At 65.5% G+C, this 21226-nt stretch carries 15 protein-coding genes; 7 read left to right on the forward strand and 8 right to left on the reverse strand.

The genetic code is table 11. The features are described from left to right. Positions 1-3 precede the first annotated feature (3 nt). The 3 genes from astB (at position 4) to PKKP23_RS06095 (ending at position 3664) form a co-directional block, all read left to right on the forward strand. A complete protein-coding gene (gene astB, locus PKKP23_RS06085) occupies positions 4-1344 on the forward strand; it encodes an N-succinylarginine dihydrolase (RefSeq protein WP_126876210.1) in 1341 nt (446 codons plus the stop codon). Continuing rightward, positions 1328-2410: a succinylglutamate desuccinylase gene (gene astE / locus PKKP23_RS06090; protein WP_420873194.1), complete on the forward strand. Its 1083-nt coding sequence runs from the start codon at positions 1328-1330 to the stop codon at positions 2408-2410. The genes astB and astE overlap by 17 nt, the downstream gene beginning before the upstream one ends. Before the next feature lie 447 nt (positions 2411-2857). Further along, on the forward strand, positions 2858-3664 hold the full coding sequence (locus PKKP23_RS06095; RefSeq protein ID WP_026121793.1) for an ABC transporter substrate-binding protein: 807 nt from the start codon (positions 2858-2860) through the stop codon (positions 3662-3664). A 485-nt stretch (positions 3665-4149) separates the two neighbouring features. Here PKKP23_RS06095 and PKKP23_RS06100 read toward each other — a convergent pair whose 3' ends face one another. Next, entirely contained in the window at positions 4150-5628 is a 1479-nt protein-coding gene (locus PKKP23_RS06100; protein WP_126876211.1) for a YncE family protein, read from the reverse strand. Beyond that, complete coding sequence (locus PKKP23_RS06105; protein ID WP_126876212.1) at positions 5628-6110, reverse strand: DUF305 domain-containing protein; 483 nt, start codon at positions 6108-6110, stop codon at positions 5628-5630. Before PKKP23_RS06105 ends, PKKP23_RS06100 begins: the two co-directional genes overlap by 1 nt. Before the next feature lie 760 nt (positions 6111-6870). Here PKKP23_RS06105 and PKKP23_RS06110 point away from each other — a divergent pair. Continuing rightward, on the forward strand, positions 6871-8118 hold the full coding sequence (locus tag PKKP23_RS06110; RefSeq protein WP_240658795.1) for an EAL and HDOD domain-containing protein: 1248 nt from the start codon (positions 6871-6873) through the stop codon (positions 8116-8118). A 124-nt stretch (positions 8119-8242) separates the two neighbouring features. Here PKKP23_RS06110 and PKKP23_RS06115 read toward each other — a convergent pair whose 3' ends face one another. Together PKKP23_RS06115 and PKKP23_RS06120 are read right to left on the reverse strand one after the other, a co-directional pair. Continuing rightward, complete coding sequence (locus PKKP23_RS06115) at positions 8243-9709, reverse strand: HDOD domain-containing protein (RefSeq protein ID WP_126876213.1); 1467 nt, start codon at positions 9707-9709, stop codon at positions 8243-8245. A 90-nt stretch (positions 9710-9799) separates the two neighbouring features. Then, a complete protein-coding gene (locus PKKP23_RS06120; protein ID WP_126876214.1) occupies positions 9800-11779 on the reverse strand; it encodes a putative bifunctional diguanylate cyclase/phosphodiesterase in 1980 nt (659 codons plus the stop codon). Between the two features lie 368 nt (positions 11780-12147). Between PKKP23_RS06120 and PKKP23_RS06125 the strand changes: the two genes are divergently transcribed. Continuing rightward, the gene (locus PKKP23_RS06125) at positions 12148-13644 is read left to right on the forward strand and encodes an EAL and HDOD domain-containing protein (protein ID WP_126876215.1); all 1497 of its coding nucleotides are present in this window, start codon (positions 12148-12150) and stop codon (positions 13642-13644) included. Positions 13645-13729: 85 nt separating this feature from the next. Then, on the forward strand, positions 13730-14320 hold the full coding sequence (locus PKKP23_RS06130) for a peroxiredoxin (protein WP_126876336.1): 591 nt from the start codon (positions 13730-13732) through the stop codon (positions 14318-14320). Between the two features lie 43 nt (positions 14321-14363). On the opposite strand, the gene PKKP23_RS06135 is transcribed toward PKKP23_RS06130, so the two are convergent. From PKKP23_RS06135 to PKKP23_RS06145, 3 genes are all read right to left on the reverse strand, one after another. Then, a complete protein-coding gene (locus tag PKKP23_RS06135) occupies positions 14364-15161 on the reverse strand; it encodes a hypothetical protein (protein ID WP_126876216.1) in 798 nt (265 codons plus the stop codon). Positions 15162-15364: 203 nt separating this feature from the next. Continuing rightward, positions 15365-16660, reverse strand: a complete 1296-nt coding sequence (locus PKKP23_RS06140) for a DUF3443 domain-containing protein (RefSeq protein WP_126876217.1) — start codon at positions 16658-16660, stop codon at positions 15365-15367. Positions 16661-16674: 14 nt separating this feature from the next. Beyond that, positions 16675-17115, reverse strand: a complete 441-nt coding sequence (locus PKKP23_RS06145) for a DUF2844 domain-containing protein (RefSeq protein ID WP_176048854.1) — start codon at positions 17113-17115, stop codon at positions 16675-16677. Between the two features lie 524 nt (positions 17116-17639). On the opposite strand from PKKP23_RS06145, the gene PKKP23_RS06150 reads away from it, so the two are divergent. Then, entirely contained in the window at positions 17640-17795 is a 156-nt protein-coding gene (locus PKKP23_RS06150; protein ID WP_017776485.1) for a DUF3309 family protein, read from the forward strand. Positions 17796-17901: 106 nt separating this feature from the next. Here the strand turns inward: PKKP23_RS06150 and PKKP23_RS06155 are convergent, their stop codons facing one another. Beyond that, a complete protein-coding gene (locus PKKP23_RS06155) occupies positions 17902-21225 on the reverse strand; it encodes an efflux RND transporter permease subunit (protein ID WP_126876219.1) in 3324 nt (1107 codons plus the stop codon). Position 21226 lies beyond the last annotated feature (1 nt).

The raw sequence follows: 21226 nt of genomic DNA on the forward strand, positions 1-21226 counted from the left end.
GCGATGCAAGCCTTTGAAGCGAATTTCGACGGACTCGTGGGGCCCACCCACAACTACGCCGGGCTCTCGTTCGGCAACGTGGCGTCGAAGAACAACGAGAAGTCCGTGGCCAACCCGAAGGCCGCCGCGAAGCAGGGCCTGCGCAAGATGAAGCAGCTCGCGGACCTTGGCTTCCAGCAGGGCGTGTTGCCGCCGCAGGAGCGGCCCTCCGTGCGCCTGTTGCGCGAACTGGGTTTCTCGGGCAACGAAGCCGCGATGCTGGCGCGCGCCGCGAAAGACGCGCCCGAATTGCTCGCCGCCGCCAGCTCGGCGTCGGCGATGTGGACCGCCAACGCGGCGACGGTGAGCCCGTCCGCTGACACGCACGACGGCCGCGTGCACTTCACGCCCGCGAACCTGTGCAGCAAGCTGCATCGCGCCATCGAACACGAATCCACGCGCCGCACGCTGCGCGCCATTTTCGCGGACCCGGCGCATTTCGAAGTGCACGACGCGCTGCCGGGCACGCCCGCGCTGGGCGACGAGGGCGCGGCGAACCATACGCGTTTTTGCGCCGAATACGGCTCGCACGGCGTCGAGTTTTTCGTCTATGGCCGCAGCGAATACCGGCGCGAGCGCGAGCCGAAGCGTTACCCGGCGCGTCAGAGCTTCGAGGCGAGCCGCGCTGTCGCGCATCGCCACGGGCTAGACGAAGACGCGACTGTCTTCGCCCAGCAAAATCCGGACGTGATCGACGCAGGCGTGTTCCACAACGACGTGATCGCCGTGGGCAACCGCCACACGTTGTTCTGCCATCAGCGCGCGTTTGTCGAGCAACAGCAGGTGTACGACACGCTGCGCGAGAAGCTCGCGAAACTCGCTGCGCCGTTCGAGGTGATCGAGGTACCCGAAGCGGCGGTGAGCGTGGAAGACGCCGTGTCGTCGTATCTGTTCAACAGCCAGTTGCTCACGCGCGCGGACGGCCGCCAGGTGCTCGTCGTGCCGCAGGAATGCCGCGAGAATGCGCGCGTGGCGATGTATCTGGATGGTCTTGCCGCGGGCAGCGGTCCCATTGATGACGTGCTGGTTTTCGATCTGCGCGAGAGCATGAAGAATGGCGGAGGCCCCGCGTGCCTGCGCCTGCGCGTGGTGCTCAACGAAGCGGAGCGGGCGGCGGTGGCGCCGGGCGTATGGATCGACGACGCGCTGTTCGGACGGCTCGATGCCTGGATCGAACGGCACTATCGCGACCAGCTTGCGCCCACGGATCTGGCCGACCCGCATCTGCTGGTGGAATCGCGCACGGCGCTCGACGAACTCACGCAGATTCTCGGTCTCGGTTCGCTGTATGACTTCCAGCGCTGAGCCGGGCGGGAGGCTTCACTTGAGCACGCACGGGGGCACGCCGGCCGAGATGCTCGGAGACTTCCTCGCGTTCACGCTGGCGGGCCGGCGTCTCGCGTCGCATGAAGCGCAGGGAGCCACTGCGCACGGCGTGCGCTGGCGCTGGCACGACGAAGGCGTGCTGCAACTCGAACCCGCTGACAACGCGAGCGGCGGGCGCAGCGTCGTCGCCTCGGCGGGCGTGCATGGCGACGAGACTGCGCCCATCGAACTGCTGTCGCGGTTCGTCAGCGACATTGCAGCGGGACGCGCGGCGCTGGCGTGTCGCCTGCTCGTCGTGCTGGGCAACATTGCGGCGATGCGCGCCTCGTGTCGCTATCTCGACGACGACCTCAACCGGCTCTTCAGCGGACGCCACGCGCAACTTGAAGCAAGCCGCGAGGCGCCGCGCGCCGCCGCGCTCGAACGTGCAGCAAACCGCTTCTTCGACGATGCGCCCACCGCACCGGGCGCGCGCTGGCACATCGACATGCACACGGCGATTCGCGCCTCCGTATTCGAGCAGTTCGCGCTGCTGCCCTACACGGGTGCGCCGCCCACGCGCACGATGTTCGAATGGCTCGCCGACGCGCGCATTGCCGCCGTGCTCATTCACACGGCGAAGGGCGCGACCTATTCGCACTACACGGCCGAACGTTGCGGGGCGATAGCGTGCACGCTGGAACTTGGCAAGGTGCGGCCCTTCGGTGCGAACGATCTGACGCGCTTCGCGGGCGCGGACCTCGCGCTGCGACGGCTGGTGAGTGACACGACCGGCGAGGCTGCGGCACCGCTGCCGCGCGTCTTCACCGTGATCGACCAGATCACGAAGCAAAGCGAAGCGTTCGAACTCTTTCTCGCGCCCGACGTGCCCAACTTCACGCCGTTCGAAAAGGGCACGCTGCTCGCGCGCGACGGCGATTACCACTACGCGGTGCGGCACGACGAAGAGCGCATCGTGTTTCCGAATCCCACTGTGAAACCGGGGCTGCGCGCGGGGTTGCTCGTGATCGATACGACGCGTGAGACGCTGGCGTCGCTGAGTTGAGGCGATTGGCTTCGGCGGTCCGCGTCTTTGGCTCGATTTCTATTGCTGGACCTTCATCGCCGGACTTCAGTCGCTGGGCGTCGATCGATCTCGTTCGCCCTCACGCGGATCGTGCCGCTACAAACCTTGTAGAGCCTTGCCTGAGCGCGACGCGAAATTGCATCTTCGTGGGACGGTGCTTGCGCGCTTCGAAGTGCTGAGTCGGGCGGCCAGATATGAAACCCGCGCCATCGCCTTTGCTGGCTCAGGCGCCGATACGAACCACGCATCTGTAGAATCACGCGCTCGCCGCTGTTGCGGCGCATCACAATGGCGTGCCGTATTTGAGCGGACATTTTGTCGTTGCGATGCTGCGCTACCGGAATCGGCCGATGTCAGCTCGTGCCGCTTCCGGCCGCACGAACCGTTTGTGTTTTCGTATCCATTGACCCCGCAAAGGGCGCCTTCATGAAATTGAACTCGAAATTGAACTGGAAGAGTATGGCCGCCGGCGCGTTGTTCGGCGCGGCAGCACTGGCAACGAGCGGCGCGATGGCCGCCGAGATCAAGGAAATCCGCTTCGGCCTGGAGGCGTCGTATGCGCCGTTCGAGTCGAAGACGCCGGCGGGTGACCTGCAAGGCTTCGACGTCGATGTCGGCAATGCCGTGTGCGCGAAGCTGAAGGCCAAATGCGTGTGGGTCGAGAATTCGTTCGACGGCCTGATTCCCGCGTTGGAGGCACGCAAGTTCAACGCGATCAACTCGGACATGACGATCACCGACCAGCGGCGCCAGGCGATCGACTTCACCGATCCCATCTACACCATCCCCAACCAGATGATCGCGAAGAAGGGCAGCGGCTTGCAGCCCACGGCGGCGTCGCTGAAGGGCAAGCACGTGGGCGTGCTGCAAGGCACGATCCAGGAAACGTACGCGAAAGCGCGCTGGGCGCCCGCGGGCGTGGACGTGGTGCCTTACCAGACGCAGGACCAGATCTACGCGGACCTCGCGGCAGGCCGGCTGGATGCTTCGTTCCAGGACGCCGAGGCGGCATCGAAGGGGTTCCTCAAGCGTCCGCAGGGCGCGGGCTTCGAGTTCGCCGGACCGCCCGTGAGCGACGAAAAGCTGCTGGGCGCGGGCGTGGGATTTGGCGTGCGCAAGGGCGACAAGGTGCTCAAAGATGCGCTGAACGGCGCGCTCAAGGAGCTGAAGGCCGATGGGACGATCGATCGGCTGGCGGGGAAGTATTTTGATGTGAAGGTGGTGGTGAAGTAGGGTTTGCCTGTTGGTTGAAGAGCAGTGAGGATGGCCGCGGGAACGCGGCCGTTTTTTTGGGGAATGGCGCTTGACGGACACTTGGCGGACCCCTTAACGGACCCTTCGCAGATGTCCGTTGGCTCGGCAAGCTAATCACGGCTCGTGCGCGGGTAACGGACGTCTTCGACCGCTTTACGCCCTGGCTTGCTTTGCCGGCGCCGCCTTCGCGGCTGTACCGTTCAGGCCGTGAGCATATTCAATCTGCGCACGGGTCTTTCACTTTCACTTCATTGCTTGACCCCGAGTAGTTGATCGCCGTGCGGCGGCGGTGCCGAAGACTAATATCGCCTTTGGCGCTGAAAGCTCAGCGTTGCCGGTAGCCGGGACAACGAAGGTCGGTACCGCAAAGCGGTCGCGAATCATGGGAGGGAAGGGCCTTGGTGCGCTTCGCCTCCCATTACATCTTGTTCCGCTTCTTTGGGCAGCCTCGTAACCCAATGGAATCAAAGCGCCTGTACCTGCACCACCTGTCCTGGCTGGCCCGCCACCTGAGGTGCGATCACCAGATAGCGTCGCGTGCCGTCCGTTTGCGCATCGTTGACCGAAACCACCTGGCGGATCTGCCCTATGGCATTCACGATGGCGGAGCCGGCCGGGTTCGTCATGAAGTTTGCGAGGCTCTCGATCGCACCGCTGCCGTCTGGATTGTTCGATAGACCCAAAACGTAGGGCTGTTTAGGGTTGAGGCCGGTCACAGAGGCCTGCAGAACCTGGAGCAGTCCCTGGTCGAACAGCGCCACGCTGGTCGGCGACTGCCCGGACGATTGCGCTTTCGAACCTGCCGAAACCATTTGAATGTGCGCCGTCTTGCCCGCAACGCCCAGCGGTTGCAGATTCTGCGTACCGTCGCCATCCGGCACCGCGTCGGGCACATAGGTTACGGCTTGCGGCGCCTGACCAATCGGCACCTGCGCGATCACCTTGTTGGTGGTCGTATCGATTGCGGCGAGGGCATCGCCGTTTTCCAGTCCCACGTAGATACGCGAACCATCGCCCGATGGCCAGAGCCCGTGCGGCAGGTTGCCGACGGGAATCGTCGCGACCTGGGCGTAGTTGTCGGTCCGGAAGACCTTCACCTCATTGAGGCCACCCACCGTCACGTACGCGAACATACCGTTGGCGTTCCTGACGATATTCACGTGGTTCGTAATGGGACCCGTGTCGAGTGTCTTGAGCAGCCTGAACGGCGGCTTTGCTTCGAATACCTGCGTGCGGCCCACGTCCTTGAGGGTGAACCAGACCTGCTTGCCGTCCGGCGTCGCCGCGATGTTCGGGCAAAACGGGCTGTCCTGCTTCACCCTGGCGACGATCTGATGATCCGCAACCGATACGACGTCTGTTTCCGGGTTGAACGACGAGCAGACATAGCCGTACTTGCCGTCGGGCGAGAAGATCTGCATGCCGGGTCCGGCCGGGGTCGTGATCCTCGTCTTTTCCTCGAATGTCTTTCCGTCGAGCACCGCGACGTAGTTCTCGCCGCGCACCGTAACCCAGACTTCCTTGCCATCCGGCGTAAAGAACGCTTCGTGGGGCGAACGTCCTACGTACGTCACGTGTTTGACCGCATTTGTTGCGGTATCGATGAACGACACGGAGTTGGACCCGATCGACACGACAGCGAGCGTTTTGTGGTCGGGCGAGAAGCCCATGCCGTGCACCAGCACCTGGCCGCGATAGAGCGGACTGAAATTACCCGGCGAAGGGTCGCCGAGGCGAATCACGCCGAGCAGCCGGTTGTCGGCCGGGTCGGTTACGGAGACGGTGTTTGAAAACTGCTCCGCCGCGTACACGCGATCGTGGTGACTTACCGGCACGTCCGGCACAGATGCTGCGCCGGGTGCCTGGCCGGCGAATGTGGCAGTGGACAGCGCAAGCGCGATTGTGCCCGCGAGCGTATCGAGCCGGAAAAAGCGAGGTTTCATCAGTTTTCCCTGGTGGGTGACATCTGGCCTGAGTGGTTCATCTGCATGTGCATTGCGCTATTGCTGTGCGCAGCACTTGCTGTCGACGCGGCGCGAGTGGCGCCGATCTGGTCAGGAGCCGGGACCGATGGCGGAAGCGTCTGCCCCAGCGCCATACGCATCGCTACGATTTCCTGCTGTTGCTCGACGACGATCTCCTGCGCGATACGGCGCAACTGCTCGTTCTTGCCGTAGCGCAATTCGGCCTGCGCCATGTCGATGGCGCCCTGATGGTGCGGAGCCATCATCGCAACGAAGTCCCGGTCGATGTCGCCGGTGGGATTGACGGTCATGGCGTCCATCATCTTCGTCATGGCGACGTCGTTCTCCTTCAGATAGGCCGCCTCCGGCCCGGGTACCAGACCCGCTGCCTGATCGATCTGAGGGAGCGCAGTGAACAGCAGAAGGGCCGCGGCCTGCGGCCATGGCCTAAGGGATCGCATTCATCATCTCCTCATGGGTGGATGTTGCTGCAGGGCGAACACGGCCCACGAGGCTTTATTCCTGCGATGGAAAACAATTCATAGAGATACGGGCAGGACTGCTGCAGGAAAAGCAGCCGCCCAATTCGACATGACAATTTGATATTCCGCCGCTACCACAGATGTATTTTCTGTATGGCAAGTAGCGCTCTACATGGCATTCATCCAATGCCTTTGAAGAAGACACTGTGATGAACACGAAAGCGTATGGCGCATTGGACCTGCAACCGCGTAAAGACCCATCCCCACCCTCAACCTCCCTCCCACCGTGCCGTAATCCAGAACGTGATGTCGCAATGTATCCACTCAAACGTAAGCGAATCGAAGGCACGTAACGAGACGAAAGCGGCATGGAAAAACAGGTCGAAACCACTAGCCATCCGCTGCCAGCACCCAACCCGCCAGGATAGAATTTGACCTTGTTTTCGCGGCCCGCAAACGGTTCACACCTGGCCCGCACGCAAGCGGTGTCACACCGCATCGAAGCAAGCACGCAAGCACCGCGATACACAGAAAAGCCGCACACACCACCACAAAGACTCACACGAACACCAAGGCGCGACGCGCTTCCCGGGGGACCGCAATGACGACAAGAGCAGCCGCAAGGGCAGGGGCCGAGACGGGCGAAGAATCGGGCCGCGAACTGGGCCGCGAACCGGGCAAGCAGCACGGCGGCTACGAAGTGGAGTTCGCGCGCCAGCCCATACTCGATCGCGACGGCATGCTCTGCGCGTTCGAGTTCAAGAGCCGCATTGTCGCGCCCGAGCATGACGACAGCGACGACGATGACGATACCCCCGAGCTGCGTCTCGCCCGCCGCGAACGGCGCGCGGCGGTCGCGTTCATCGAGGCGCTCACGCATCGCGACGTGCGCGGTGCGCTCGCCGGCCACGCGGGTTATGTCGACGCAACGCGCGCGATGCTGCTCGACGAGCTGGTGCAACGCATTCCGCCCGAGCGCTTCACGTTCGAACTCGCGCCCAACATCGAAGTGGACAGCGAACTCATCGCGCGTCTCGTCACGCTGCACGCGCGCCGCTATCGCTTCGTGCTGGATGCGGTGACCCAGGCTGACGAAACGCTTGCGAAGCTGCTGCCCTACGCGGAGGCGGTCAAGATCGATCTGCGGCTCATTTCGCGCGCGCTATTGCCGAAATTCGCGAGCGTGCTCAAGTCCGCGGGCAAGCTGCTCATTGCGCTCGGCGTGGATTCGCAGGCCGACTTCGAACTGGCGCGCGACCTCGGCTTCGACCGCTTCCAGGGCTATTTCTTCGCGCTGCCGCATGCGTCCAGCACGCGGCGGCCCAGCGCGCCGCGTCACGCGCTGCTCAACCTGCTGAAGCTGCTGTCAGCGGACCCCACGGTCGCGCAGCTCGAAGCCGAACTGAAGCTGAACCCGGTGCTCGTCATGCACCTGATGCGCCTCGCCAATTCGAGCGCATTCGGTCTTGGCCACAAGGTCACGACGTTGCGCGAGGCCATCAACGCCACGGGCACGAATCGCATTGCGCGCTGGACCCAGCTGCTGCTCTATGCCGACGGCCGCAAGGTCTCGCTCGAAGACGATCCGCTCCTGCAACTCGCCGCTACGCGCGCGCGTTTCATGGAGCTGGCGGTGGGTCAGTTGCCCGATGCGGGCCGCGACGAGGCCGACGCGGCGTTTCTCGTGGGCGTGTTCTCGTTCGTCGATGCGGTGTTTGGCGGCACGCTGGAAAGCACGCTCGACGCGCTCACGATGTCACGCACGATCCGCGAGGCCATTCTGCATCGCGCAGGTCCGCTGGGGCGTCTGTTGACGGTGGTGGAACGGCTGGAGCGCGCGGCGTGGGACGAGGTCGATGCCGTCTGCGCGGAGCTTGCGCCTTTCACGACGCGCGACGCCGTCGCGCTGGCGCTTGCTGCCGGCGAATGGGCGGGCATGGCGGACCATCATGCCGAAGCGGAAGGATTGGAGCGGATCGAAGACTAATCGGTCGATCCGTGGAAGGAATGAGTCACTGAGAGGAAAGCGCGCCGCCGCAATCGCGGCGCCGTATAGCCCATCAAACGGCACATCAAACGGCACTTCAAGCAGCACCCCTCGCGCGCCGCCGCTATTGCACCTCGATTTCCCGCGCCGGCACCGACACGAAGAACCGCCCTAGCTCGCGCGCCAGTTCATTGAGCGCGCTCATGGCCTGCGGCGTGATCTTGCGCGGCTCGTGCGCGTCGGACCAGTCGCCGTAGAGCAGGGCAACGGGCGCGCCGCCTTCGGCGGCCACGGGCAACAGCACGAACGCGCGTGCGTCGTCGAAGGCGTGGCGGAACCACGCCGGCAGCCGCGTCACCATCTTCGGATCGCGCGCGTTCTCGATATAGATGCCCACCGCGTTCGCAATCGCGAGATGGAATACGTCCGGCTGGAACGCGGCGTCGAAGGCGAGCTTCGGCAGCGCCTGCTCCACGCCTGGGCCGAAGCCGAACTTCGCCTCGAAGGCGTTCGAGCCGCGTCGCACGAAGACGATCGTGCGCGTGAAGCCGAGTCCGGCGAGCACGGTTTCGGAGGCCAGTGCGAGCGCGGGCTGCAACGAGTTGTCGGGCGGCAAGGCCCGCAGGTCTGCGACGCCGGCAGCAATGCGCGCTTCGGGGTCGAGCGCTTCGCGGGCAATCGCATCGGCGTTGGCCCGCAGTTCCATGATTTCGCGCATCACGCCTTCGCCGGCTTCCTCGCGGGCCAGCGCCACGCTCATTTCCACGAGCACTTCGGGGTCGGTGGAGAGGGCGCGGCTGTAGCGGTGCGCGAGATCGGTGATGTGCGCTTCGCGTTCGCGCGGGTCGATGTCGGGCGCGATCAGCACGCTCGCCACGTCGGTCGAATAGTTGGTGGCGGCGCGCAGCCACTGGATGGAGCGTGGTTCGTCGGCGGCGTGCGGGTCGTAATGGCTCATGCCCGCGCGGATCGTTTCGGGCAGGCGCCAGCGCGAGGCGGCTTCAAGCCCGAGTTCGTCGAAGGTGACGCCGAGCACGGCAACGCTCGCTTCGTTCTCGTCGGCGCCGTCGTTGCAGCGCCGGCGAATCTGGTCCCACTCCGCTTCCAGATAGAACACGACGAGCAGCTTGCCCACCTGGCGCATCAGCGTGCAGACCACGGCTTCTTCGCCCACGCGCAGGTCGCCGTGCTCGGTGAGCTTGCGCGCGACGCAGCCCGAAAGCATGGTGCGGTTCAGTTCGAGCTTGGCGTCGATGCGGCGCGGCGCGGAATGATGGAAGTGATCGACCAGCTTGAGGCCCACCACGAGGTGGCCCACGGCGTCCATGCCGAGCACCATCAGCGCGCGCGTGACGGTGGTGATGTTGCCGCCGAAGGCCATGTACATGGCCGAGTTGGCGAGGCGCAGCACTTTCTGCGTGAGCGCGAAATCGGAGAGCACTACCTGCACGAGTGCGGCGAAGTCGAGGTCGTCGTTGCCCATCGCCGCCACTGTCGTGCGCAGCGACTGCGACAGCATCGGGAAGTCGCCGCGCTCGTTCATGCGCGCCCACAGCCTGTCGAGTACCGCCGCCTTTACCGTCTGCCCCATGTCAATTCCGCGAAAACCCTGCCAGTCCTGGTCCGGCCACTTGCGCCACGAGGCGCCGTCGCCGGCCGTCGATAAGATGTGCTGCACGCATCAGGCCGCCGCATGGAGATGGAGTTCGCGCGCTTCGAAGCGCTGCGCGAGCTCGTCGGAGGGCAGCGCCTTGCACACGAGCCATCCCTGTATGTGGTCGCAGCCCATCTCGGTCAGCAACGTGCGCTGGGCTTCGGTCTCGACGCCCTCGGCCACGAGTTCGAGGTCCAGCGTGCGCGCAAGCCCCACCACCGCGTTGACGATGGCCTGATCGTTGCGCGAGGTTAGCAGATTTTCGACAAAGCTCCGGTCGATCTTGAGTTTGGCGAGGGGAAACCGTTGCAGGTACGCAAGGCTCGAGTAGCCGGTGCCGAAGTCGTCCACGGCAAAACGGATGCCGATAGCCGTTAATTCCTCGAGCAGCACCTTCGCGTGCGCCGGGTCGTGCATGAGCAGGCTTTCCGTAATCTCGAACACGAGCCGGCACGGGTCGAGCCCGGTGAGGCGAATGGCTTCGCGCACGCTGTCGGTGAAGCGCGGATTGCGGAACTGCTGCGCGGAAACATTCACGGCCACGTATTGCAGTGCGATGCCCTGGGCGTCCCACTGGATCAGTTGCATGCAGGCGGCCCGCAGCACCCAGTTGCCGAGATAGTTGATGAGCCCCACCGACTCGGCGAGCGGAATGAACATCGAAGGCGGCACGAGCCCGTGCACCGGATGCTGCCAGCGGATCAGCGCTTCCACGCCCACCACGCCGCGCGTCTGGCTGCTCGTGATGGGCTGGAAGTGCAGCGAGAACTCGCCGTTGCGCACGCCGTCGTAAAGGTCCGATTCGAGCTTGAGGCGCTGGGCGTCGCTCGGGTCGTTGTCGGGCACGTGGAAGGCGAGCGTGTTGCCGCCCGCGGCCTTGGCCTGCTGCAGCGCCTGGTCCGCCCAGCGCTGCAGCCGCGTGTCGCCCGCGGCGGTGCCGGGGCTGTCCGGCGTATCAGAGGCGTGACGGGCGTCCGGGTAGAGCGCGATGCCGATGCTCGCCGACAGATGCACGGGCTGGTCGCGGTACGCGTACGGCTGCAGGATCGAGGTCAGCATGCGCCGCGCGAGCGACTCCGCGTGCAGCGAGACGGCCGTCGCGTCGGGACGCATGGCGTTCGAGGGAATCAGGATCGCGAACTCGTCGCTGCCTACGCGGGCCACGGTTTCGTGCTCGCCCACGAGGTGCGTGAGCCGGCGCGCGGTATCGCAGAGCATGGCGTCGCCCGCGTCGTAGCCGAGCGCCCGGTTGATGCGCTGATAGTCGTCCACGTCGAGCAGCAGCAGGGCGGCGGGCAGGCCGGTCTCGTCGGCGGTGCGCTGCGCCGCGGCGAGCGCCGGCGCGAGCGCGGTCACGTTGGGCAGGCCCGTGAGCTTGTCGTGATTGAGCGCGTGGGTCAGCTGGACCTGCGTGGCCTGCCAGGCCGAAACGTCGAAGCCGGCAATGGCGTAGCCGTCCACGCCGTCGTGCGGATTCTTCACGACGCGCAGCTCGACGGCCACGGGGTAGGTGAGCGACTTGACGAGATTGAGTGTGTCTTTTTCCACCACACCGCTTTGGGCTGCGCGCGCCAGCAGCGCATCGACGCGGGCGATGTCCGACGCAGCCACGAGGTCGTGCAGCGTGGCCGTCTCCAGGTATTCGCGGTGATAGCCGGCGAAGCGCAGGCTCGCGTCGGAGATGTAGAGGAAGCGCAGTTCGCGGTCCACCTGGGCGAGGAAGTCCACGGCGCCGGCAGCCTGTTCGAACGGATTGGGCGCCGGGGGGAGCGCGGCTATGTCCCGTGCCCGCGCCGGGGCGCCGTGGCTCTCGTAGCCGCCGTTGTCATCGCTCTGGCTGTTTCGGGCGCTCTGGTCGCCCGGGGTATGGCCGGCCTGCCCGGCACCGCGCAGCTGATCGGTTGGGTTCGCGGCGTGGCCGTGGGGCCGCCGAACGAGCGCACGCAGGCGCTCGACGACCGTGCTCAGTATGTTCTGGCGTGGCGCGGTGTTCCTGTTCGCTTCCATGTATGGTCGGCAACCCTGTTTCCCGCACGGCCCGGTCTGCGGGCGCGTGATGTGCTTCGAGGCGGAGCCGGGGCGTACCCGAGGCACGTGTTGACACCGCCCATCAGAGCAGGTTATCGACCGGCGAGCATAAATCTTTAGACTCGATTTAAACATTTTGGGGCGCTGCGACTATGCGCCATACGCCCGGTGCGGTGCCGCATGGATTCGGTTAAAGTGGCGCGGTTGTTGCCGGTCACATGCGCGCCCGAACGCATGCGCACCGGCTCACATGGGTCCCGGCGTTATCAGACGCGTGACGGGGCGGTCCGTGAAGGCCGCTGCAAGGGCGGTAAGGGCAGTATGCAGACTGGATGGAGAGCCTGAGCATGTCTGAATCATCGTCGCTGGACACCGCGAGCGTGCCGCCTTCGCCATGCGCATGCGCCCCGGCGGGCGATGCACCGTGTCAGCAGGCCGAGGCCGCCGGTCCGTCCGACGGCGTGGACGACGCAGCGGCCACCGCTGCCGGCTCCGATAGCGGCTTCGGTAGCGGCTCCGACGATAGCGGCTCCACGCAGTGCCGCGTCGACGGCTGTATCGCCAGCGCGTGCTGCAGCGTTGCCCAGGCGGCCGCGGGCGCCGCCACTGCCGAGCCCGTCTCCACGCAGTTCGTCTACGTGGGCCGTCAACCGATTCTCGATCGCAGCGGTGCGCTGCATGCCTACGAACTACTGTTCCGCTCGGGCCTTCACAACTACGCGGAAGTAACCGACGAGGCGCGCGCCACGGCGCAGGTCGTGGTGCGTACGATCGGCAGCATCGGCGTGTCGGCGGTGCTCGGCTCGCATCGCGGCTACGTGAACATTGGCCGCGAGCTGCTGTTCGACGACATCGTGCATCTGATGTCGGCCGACCGCTTCGTGCTGGAGATTCTCGAAACCGTGACGTTCGACGCGCGCCTGATCCGGCGTGTCGACGAATTGCGCCGCAACGGCTTTCTGATTGCGCTCGACGACGTTTGCGCGCTGACGCCGAGCGTGCTCGCGGCGCTGCCTCACGCGGACATCGTCAAGGTGGACTTTCTGGAGACCGGCCGCGACGCACTGCCCGCGCTCGCCGCGGCGCTGCGCCGCGAAGGCAAGACGCTGCTCGCCGAAAAGGTGGAAACGGAAGAGGACTTCGAGCTGGCGCGCGACCTCGGCTTCGACCTGTTCCAGGGGTATTTCTTCGCGCGGCCGCAGGTGCTGAGTGCGCGCCGCGTGCGCTCGTCGCGCGAGGCGCTGCTGCGGCTACTCGCGCTCGTGGCGCGCGACGCGGGCATCGCGGAGCTCGAAGTCGAACTCAAGCGCCACCCCACGGTGGTCGTGCAGTTGCTGCGGCTCGTCAATTCGAGCGCGTTCGGTTTGGGGCGGCCCATCTCGTCGCTGCGCGAGGCCGTGATCGCTGTGGGCACGCGCCAGATTGCGCGCTGGGCGCAACTGCTGCTCTACGCGAACGGGCGCGACATGCCCTGGCGTTCCGACCCGCTCGTGCAACTGGCGGGCACGCGCTCGCGCTTTATGGAACTGGCGGCGCGCTGGCTCAAGCCGTCGAACGAAGACTTCGCGGACCAGGCCTTCATGACCGGCATCTTTTCGCTCGCTCACGTGGTGATTGGCGCGACGCCCGAGCGGGCGCTCCACAAGCTGGGTCTTGCGCGCCCCATTCGCGATGCGATCGTCGATTATGCGGGCGAGCTGGGCGCGTTGCTCGCGCTCGCGGAGGCGTCCGAACGCGGCGAATGCTTGCGCGTGACGGTGGCGGGCACGGAGCTTGGGCCCGAGGTGCTGGCCGAGTTGAGCCTCTCCGCGGCGGCGTGGTTCGGGGCGCACGCGGGCGACTGAAGCGGTGGCGAACGCGTGCCGGCGCATTGTGGTTCAATGACCGTTCGCCCACCCCGCGAGGAATTTCGAGATGAAACGCAGCGACATGAAGCGCAGCATCAGGCGCGGCACCATCAAGCGCAGCGCGACTTGCGCGGCCCTTGCGGCCGTGTTCGGCGCAGGCCTGTCGATCTACGCGGCGAGTGCATCCGCCACGCTCAAACCCGGCGACGCCGCGCCGAACTTCACCACCGAAGCATCGCTTGGCGGCAAGACCTACACGTACTCGCTCGCCGATGCGCTCAAGAAGGGCCCGGTGGTGGTGTACTTCTATCCGGCCGCCTTCACGAAAGGCTGCACGATCGAAGCCCACGAATTCGCCGAGGCCGTGGACGAGTACAAGAAGTACGGCGCCACCGTCATCGGCGTATCGCACGACAACATCGACACGCTCACGAAATTTTCCGTGAGCGAGTGCCGCAGCAAATTCCCGGTGGCCGCCGACGCCGATTCGAAAATCATCAAGGCCTACGACGCGTCGATGCCGATGCACTCGGCCATGGCCAACCGCGTCTCGTACGTGATCGCGCCGAACGGCAAGGTGCTCTACGAATACACGAGTCTCTCGCCGGACCAGCACGTGGCGAACACGTTGCGCGCGGTCAAGGAGTGGGCCGCCGCGCACAGTCAGCAGTAAAGCCGGCGCGGCGCGTGCCGCGGAGGTCTTCCGGTCTTTCGGCTCAGGCCGTGAGATCGACGATTACGCCCGCGGCACGCCAGTGCATGTTCTGCGTGCGTTGGGCCAAAGCTTCGAGCAATGCGGGCAAGGTCACGCTGCTTGCGCTTCCGGCGCTGCCCGTATCGAGCGTGGAGAGGTAATCGTTGAGCGCGCCGTTCAATTGACCGATGGCGCCCGTCATGGTGCCGCTTTCCGTGGTGGTGGAGGCGGACGTGTCGGTGCTGACGGTCGGGGTGGTCGTGAGACCCCATTCCCAGTCGTCGCTGTTGCTGCTGTTCGTTGCGGGCGTAGTCAGCGCGCCTGGATTCGCGCGAGCCGACGCCGCAAGCGCGGCGAGCGAGGTGCCGAGGTCGCGGTAGGGGCCTGTTGCGGCGTCGATGGCGCCGGCTTCATGCACCGCGCCCGCCATGCTACTCGCGCTCGTATCGTTCGTTGCGCCCGTCTGCGGGTTGCTCAATCCCGCTTGCGCCGCCAATGCGCTTTGCAGCACCAGCGCCTGGTAGAGCGCGACGAGAAAGCGTTCCTTCGCGGACTGCGTGTCTTCGGCCGAAGCGCCGCTCGTGCTCGTTATCGTGCCGCCCGCGGTACTCGTGATGCTGGATGCCGACGTGGCGACCGTAGCGGGATCGATGCCGAGCTGCTGAAGGCTTTGTTCGATGGCGGCCAGCAGCGGACCGTTGCTCGGGTTGCCGGTGGGGAGGTTGCCCGTGCGAGAGGGCGGCTTCTGGGGCGGCACGGCCGCAGCGGCCGGCGCATTCGTGGTGGAGGCCAGTGCGGCCGTCCATGCGCTTTGCGTCATGTCTGATTCCCCGAAGCCTGTTGGCCGTACGCGCTTGCCGCGCATTGATTATTCACCGCATGCATTCCGGCCACGGCGATTCGACGTGCCGTTGGCGTTCCCGTATTGCATTGGAATGCCAACGGATGCTAGCACGTCAAAATCTTACGGATTATCCGGCTTTATCACCCGCTATTACGCTATTACCTGCCCTGGCGAATTGCTCAATACGCGACGTACGGACCGCTGCCGCCGGGCGTGGATTGCTGCTCGATGGCCGCGTAGACCGTGCGTCCGTAGAAGAACGGCAGTCCCCAGTCGAAGATCGACGACGTGACGAACGCCGGCCCGGCGAGCAACGGCATTACGGCGTCGCCTGCGTAGGTCTGCGCAAGCGCGCTGGCGTTGCCGACGTCGAACGAGACAGACGCGGTGATGCCGTTCGCCCCCTGCATCACGGCGCTCAATTGCTGCGTGGACGACGGGCAGTAATACGCGCTGTTGGGGCTCGCGCACACGGGCAGCGCGCCGGTCTGGAAGAACACGCCGGTGGAGCCGCTGTCGACGATGCTGCGCGAGTAGGTGGTGCCGTTGTGCGTAGTCGTGAATGTGCCGTTGCTCGCGCTCACGCCGATCACCTGCGCGTTGCCGAGCCCGTTGTTGCTGCGCGTGCCGATGCCGAAAATCAGCTGTCCCGTGAGCGATGCCTCGCCGCCCGACGTGACGGCAGGCAGCGCGAGCAGCGAGCCGTTGTTGTCGGTGGCGAAATACGGAATGGGATTGGCCACCTGGAACGCTTCGGCAAGCGGGATCGACGTGCAGCCCGAACTCGTGCAGCCGTAGTAGGTGGCGGGCACCGCCTGGTTCACGCAGTTGTAGCCGCAGTCGTGCTTGAACACGCCGATGCCCAGTATGCCGTTGGCCGCCAGCGCCGACGGCGTGTTGCGCGACGCGCCCACGTTGGTGCAGTCCGTGGGCGTGGTGTTGTAGGACGGGTCGATCACCTGGATGGGCAGCGACGCGGCCTTTTCACCGGCGATCTGCACGTCGGCGATGCGCACGGGGCCCCACGTGTAGCCGTCGAAGAACTGCATGCATTCGGCGAGCTTGTTGCCGGAGGCGTCCTGCTCCTGCGGGAGCGCAACGGACGCGGGCAGTTGCGAGGCGAATACGCGCAGCCCCCACGAGCCGGTATCCACGAGCACGTGGTCGATCGTCTGGCACTGCGCAGTGCCCGGGGCACACACGGTCACGCTGACGAACGGCATGTTGGGCACGCTGCTCACGCCGGCGTCCACGGTGACGGCCGCGGCGTTGGCGGCGAGCGCAGGCTGCGACGACGTCGTGTTGGTGACGGGCTGCGCCGGCGCAGCGGTGTTCGTGCTGGTGCTGCTGCCGGTGTTGGCACTCGCCCCCGATCCGCCGCCACCGCCGCCGCCGCAGGCGGCAAGAATCAAAGACAGGGCGAGCGCGATGAAAGACGTGCTGAGCGCGCTGCGCGATGAACATTGAGCAAACATGATCGCACCCGCCCTTACTGGATGACGCCGACGTCGACACCGGCCGGCACTGCTCTCGGCAGCCACGCATGACCCGCGAAGGCGCGCAGATGGCCGCCCGAATAAACGACGAGGTCATTGTTCGACACGGCAAGCGGCGTGGCCTTGCGCGTTGCGTTGGCCGCGACGTACTGGTCGAATGCGGCGCCCAGCATCGCCTTGAGGTCCGGCAGCGTGGGGCCTTCCCACGCCACGCCGAAGACGATGCCGCCCGGCGCCACGTATTCGCGCACCACGGTGCCCGAGGCGAGCGTGATCTCGTGCACGGTATAGGCTGCTTGAACAACCGCGGCATGCGCGACGGCGCGCAGGCTCGCTACATCGTGGTTCACGCTGATCGCGCTTTCACCGAGCGTGGCATGAGCGGGTCCGGCGAGGGCAAAAGCGCCCCCCAGCATTGCGCAGGCAATGCCCATAAAAGACTTCGGCTTCAATTGATTTCCTTCGACGTCGATACGCCTTTGACTGACAGATCGTGTCCGCAGACGGCGGACGGCAAGCGCAGACATGGGCGGGGCCGGCGCGGGTCGCCGGGGTGCGTCGCGATGCTGCGTGGATGCGTCAACGGAGGACCGACGCGAATCTTTAGCGGTGCAAAGAGAGACCGTGCAATCGTTTGCGCGAAAGATGGAACGATTTCCTGCTGCGGCGCCGTTTGAAAATCAGGCCGACGCGGCCGGCTTGTGTGGCAAGACGGTCTGTTTTTGCGGAAGCAGGCGTTTTAAGCGAACGGGCGTTAGCGAGGCCGTTGTTCGGCCGAAAAAAATTTCAGGGCAGACGAGTCCGCGCGAGATTCTTAAGCGGGTTCTTCATACGCGGGTACATCGCTTGCTGAATGATGGGCACTCACCTTGTTCGTTGGGTACGGCAGGGGAGAGGACAGCGACGCGGCGACCCTGCGGCGTCGCTTCACGGCCGTGGCCCGCGTATGGAGGCGTCTATGCTTGGAACCATTCTGATCGTCGTACTGCTGCTATTGCTCGTCGGCGCGTTTCCCGCCTGGCCTTACAGCCGGAGCTGGGGCTATGCGCCTACCGGCACGCTCGGCCTGATCGTGGTGATCGTCGTCGTGCTGGTGGTGTTGGGGCAGATATAGCCCTCAGCGTGTCATGCAGTGGGCCGCGCGGGGCAGGCGCGGCCCACTCTTTATTGCGCATCCTGCGAGGTGCGAGGCAGCGGGTTTGACCTGCTTCCCAAGCCGGTTATTTCACCGCTCCCGCTTCGAACGTCCCCGGCCTCCGCCTGCTGTCCCACCACACGCGCAGCCGATCCATGTAGAGATACACCACCGGCGTCGTGTAGAGCGTGAGCATCTGGCTCACGATCAACCCGCCCACAATCGAGATGCCGAGCGGCGAGCGCAGTTCTGCGCCTTCGCCGCGTCCGAACGCAAGCGGCAGCGCGCCGAGCAGCGCGGCGCACGTGGTCATCATGATCGGGCGGAAGCGCAGCAGGCACGCCTGATAGATGGCGTCGCGCGAAGAGAGCCCCTCGCGCGAGGCCTGGATCGCGAAGTCCACCATCATGATCGCGTTCTTCTTCACGATGCCGATCAGCAGAATCACGCCGATCAGCGCAATGATGCTGAACTCCGTATTGAAGAGCAGCAGCGCGAGCAGCGCGCCTACGCCCGCCGAGGGCAGCGTGGAGAGAATCGTGAGCGGATGGATGTAACTCTCGTAGAGAATGCCGAGCACGATGTACACGGCCGCGAGCGCCGCGAGAATCAGGATGGGCTGGTCCGACATCGACTGCTGGAACGCCTGGGCCGTGCCCGCGAAGCTGCCGTGGATCGTGCCCGGCATGCCGATGCGCGCCATCGTGTCGTAGATGATTGCGGTCGCCTGCGAAAGCGAACGTCCCGGCGGCAGATTGAACGAGATCGTGGAGGCCACGAACTGGCTCTGGTGATTCACGGAAAGCGGCGTGTTGCCCGGCCCGAACTTCGCGATGGCCGAGAGCGGCACCATCGTTTCCTTCGACGTGGAGACCGCCGCGCCTGACGACGCCCCCGACTTGCCGCTCGACGCAATCGAATTGATCGCGAGATTGCGCGCCGAATCGGCCGCGATGGTGGCCGCGCTCGATGCCGTGGTGCCCGCCGTGCCGCCCGCCGCGCTTGACGTGGTGGCGGTGGCGGCCGTGCTCGGGCCGCTCACGGTGCCCGCGGCGGCGTTGGTCGTCTGCACGCCGCTCGCGCTGCCGCCCGAGGTGCTCACGTAGATCTGCTTGAGCATGTCGGGGCTCTGCCAGTATTCGGGCGCCACTTCCATCACCACGTGGTACTGGTTGAGCGGGTTGTAGATGGTCGATACCTGACGCTGGCCGAACGCGTCGTAGAGCGTGTTGTCGATCTGCGCGGGCTTGATGCCGAAGCGTGCCGCGGTGGCGCGATCGATGGTCACCATCGCTTCCAGACCGCCTTGCTGCTGGTCCGAATTCACGTCGGCGAGTTCGGGGCGCGCCTGCAATGCCTCGGTGAGCTTCGGCGTCCACGTGTAGAGGTCGCTCGTGTTGTCGGCGAGCAGCGTGAACTGGTACTGCGCATTCGACTGGCGTCCGCCCACGCGAATGTCCTGCACGGCCTGCAGGAATGTGCGTGCGCCCGCCACGTGCGAGAGCGGTCCGCGCAACTGCTGGATCACCTGGTCGGCCGTTGCCTTGCGCACGCTCTTGGACTTGAGCGAAACGAACATGAAGCCCGAGTTGGTCTGCCGGCCGCCCGTGAAACCCACCACCGTATCGACGTTGGGATTGGCCTGCACGATGCGCATCATCTCGGAGAACTTGATCTTCATGGCCTGGAACGACGTGGCCTGGTCCGCCTGGATGCCGCCGATGAGCCGCCCCGTGTCCTGCTGCGGGAAAAAGCCCTTGGGCACGATGATGTAGAGCCACACGTTGAGGCCGATGGCGGCAATCAGAATGAGGAGCACCGTGCGCGGATGGCGCAGCGACCAGCCGAGCGTGCGTTCGTAGCCGTTCTGCATGGCGACGAAGCCCGCTTCGAGCCAGCGCGAAAAGCGGCCTTCCTTGCGTGCATCGTGCGGTTGCGCGAGCAGCCGCGAGCACATCATCGGCGTGAGCGTGAGCGAGACCACGAGCGACACCGCAATGGCCAGCGACAGCGTGAGCGCGAACTCGCGAAAGAGCCGCCCCACGATGCCGCCCATCAGCAGAATGGGCAGGAACACGGCGACGAGCGACACGCTGATCGAGAGCACCGTAAAGCCCACCTCGCGCGCGCCGAGCAGCGCGGCCTGCATGCGCGGCAGGCCTTTCTCGATGTGCCGCTGGATATTTTCGAGCACCACGATGGCGTCGTCCACCACGAAGCCGGTCGCGATGGTGAGCGCCATCAGCGAGAGGTTGTCGATGGAAAAGCCCATCAGGTACATCGCCGCGAAGGTGCCGACAATCGAAATGGGCACCGCCACGCTCGGAATCAGCGTAGCGCGCCAGTTGCGCAGGAACAGGAACACCACCATCACGACGAGCGCCACCGCGATCATCAGCGTGTGCTCGGTGTCTTTCAGCGAGGCGCGGATCGTCACCGACCGGTCCGCCGCGGGTGTGACGTCGACGTCCGCCGGCAGCGACGCCTTCAGTTGCGGCAGCATCGCGATCACGCGGTCCACGGTTTCGATGATGTTCGCGCCCGGCTGCCGGTACAGGATCACGAGCACCGAGCGCTTGCCGTTCGAGAGGCCGAGGTTGCGCAGGTCTTCCACCGAATCCACCACGTCGGCCACATCCGAGAGCAGCACGCCCGCACCGTTGCGATACGCGATCACGAGGTCGCGGTATTGCGCGGCGTGGCTGGCCTGGTCGTTGGTGTAGAGCTGCACGTGGTTCGGGCCGAACTCGATGGCGCCTTTCGGACTGTTCGCGTTGGCCGAGGCGAGCGCGGCGCGCACGTCTTCGAGCCCGATGCCGTAGTGAAAGAGCGCCTGCGGTTTCAGCTCCACGCGCACGGCAGGGTTCGCCGAACCGCTCACGTCCACTTCGCCCACGCCGTCCACCTGCGAGAGCGATTGCTGCAGCACCGTGGCCGCCGAATCGTAGAGCTGGCCCGCCGTGAGCGTGTTCGACGTGAGCGCGAGAATCAGAATGGGCGCGTCGGCCGGATTGACCTTGTGATAGGTCGGATTGCTGCGCAGGCTCGAGGGCAAATCCGCGCGCGCCGCGTTGATGGCGGCCTGCACGTCGCGCGCGGCACCGTCGATGTCGCGGTTCAGACCGAATTGCAGCGTGATGCGCGTGTTGCCGACCGAACTCATCGAGGTCATCTCGGTGACGTCGGCAATGGTGCCCAGATGGCGTTCCAGCGGGCTCGCCACGCTGGTGGCCACGGTCTCCGGACTGGCGCCGGGCAGCGTGGCCTGCACGGAGATGGTGGGGAAGTCCACCTGCGGCAGCGGGGCCACCGGCAGCCGCGCGAAGGCGAAGAGGCCGGCGAGCGCGATGCCGATGGCGAGCAGCGTGGTGGCGACGGGCCGGGCGATGAACGGGCGCGCGAGGTTCATG

The sequence above is a fragment of the Paraburkholderia kururiensis JCM 10599 = LMG 19447 genome (genome assembly GCF_003986935.1).
Taxonomy (GTDB): domain Bacteria; phylum Pseudomonadota; class Gammaproteobacteria; order Burkholderiales; family Burkholderiaceae; genus Paraburkholderia; species Paraburkholderia kururiensis.

Excerpts from the sequence above, each read along its gene's own strand:
- astB (WP_126876210.1), top strand. The coding sequence starts at position 4 with ATGCAAGCCTTTGAAGCGAATTTCGACGGACTCGTGGGGCCCACCCAC.
- astE (WP_420873194.1), top strand. The coding sequence starts at position 1,328 with ATGACTTCCAGCGCTGAGCCGGGCGGGAGGCTTCACTTGAGCACGCAC.
- PKKP23_RS06095 (WP_026121793.1), top strand. The coding sequence starts at position 2,858 with ATGAAATTGAACTCGAAATTGAACTGGAAGAGTATGGCCGCCGGCGCG.
- PKKP23_RS06100 (WP_126876211.1), bottom strand. The coding sequence starts at position 5,628 with ATGAAACCTCGCTTTTTCCGGCTCGATACGCTCGCGGGCACAATCGCG.
- PKKP23_RS06105 (WP_126876212.1), bottom strand. The coding sequence starts at position 6,110 with ATGCGATCCCTTAGGCCATGGCCGCAGGCCGCGGCCCTTCTGCTGTTC.
- PKKP23_RS06110 (WP_240658795.1), top strand. The coding sequence starts at position 6,871 with ATGCTCTGCGCGTTCGAGTTCAAGAGCCGCATTGTCGCGCCCGAGCAT.
- PKKP23_RS06115 (WP_126876213.1), bottom strand. The coding sequence starts at position 9,709 with ATGGGGCAGACGGTAAAGGCGGCGGTACTCGACAGGCTGTGGGCGCGC.
- PKKP23_RS06120 (WP_126876214.1), bottom strand. The coding sequence starts at position 11,779 with ATGGAAGCGAACAGGAACACCGCGCCACGCCAGAACATACTGAGCACG.
- PKKP23_RS06125 (WP_126876215.1), top strand. The coding sequence starts at position 12,148 with ATGTCTGAATCATCGTCGCTGGACACCGCGAGCGTGCCGCCTTCGCCA.
- PKKP23_RS06130 (WP_126876336.1), top strand. The coding sequence starts at position 13,730 with ATGAAGCGCAGCATCAGGCGCGGCACCATCAAGCGCAGCGCGACTTGC.
- PKKP23_RS06135 (WP_126876216.1), bottom strand. The coding sequence starts at position 15,161 with ATGACGCAAAGCGCATGGACGGCCGCACTGGCCTCCACCACGAATGCG.
- PKKP23_RS06140 (WP_126876217.1), bottom strand. The coding sequence starts at position 16,660 with ATGTTTGCTCAATGTTCATCGCGCAGCGCGCTCAGCACGTCTTTCATC.
- PKKP23_RS06145 (WP_176048854.1), bottom strand. The coding sequence starts at position 17,115 with ATGGGCATTGCCTGCGCAATGCTGGGGGGCGCTTTTGCCCTCGCCGGA.
- PKKP23_RS06150 (WP_017776485.1), top strand. The coding sequence starts at position 17,640 with ATGCTTGGAACCATTCTGATCGTCGTACTGCTGCTATTGCTCGTCGGC.
- PKKP23_RS06155 (WP_126876219.1), bottom strand. The coding sequence starts at position 21,225 with ATGAACCTCGCGCGCCCGTTCATCGCCCGGCCCGTCGCCACCACGCTG.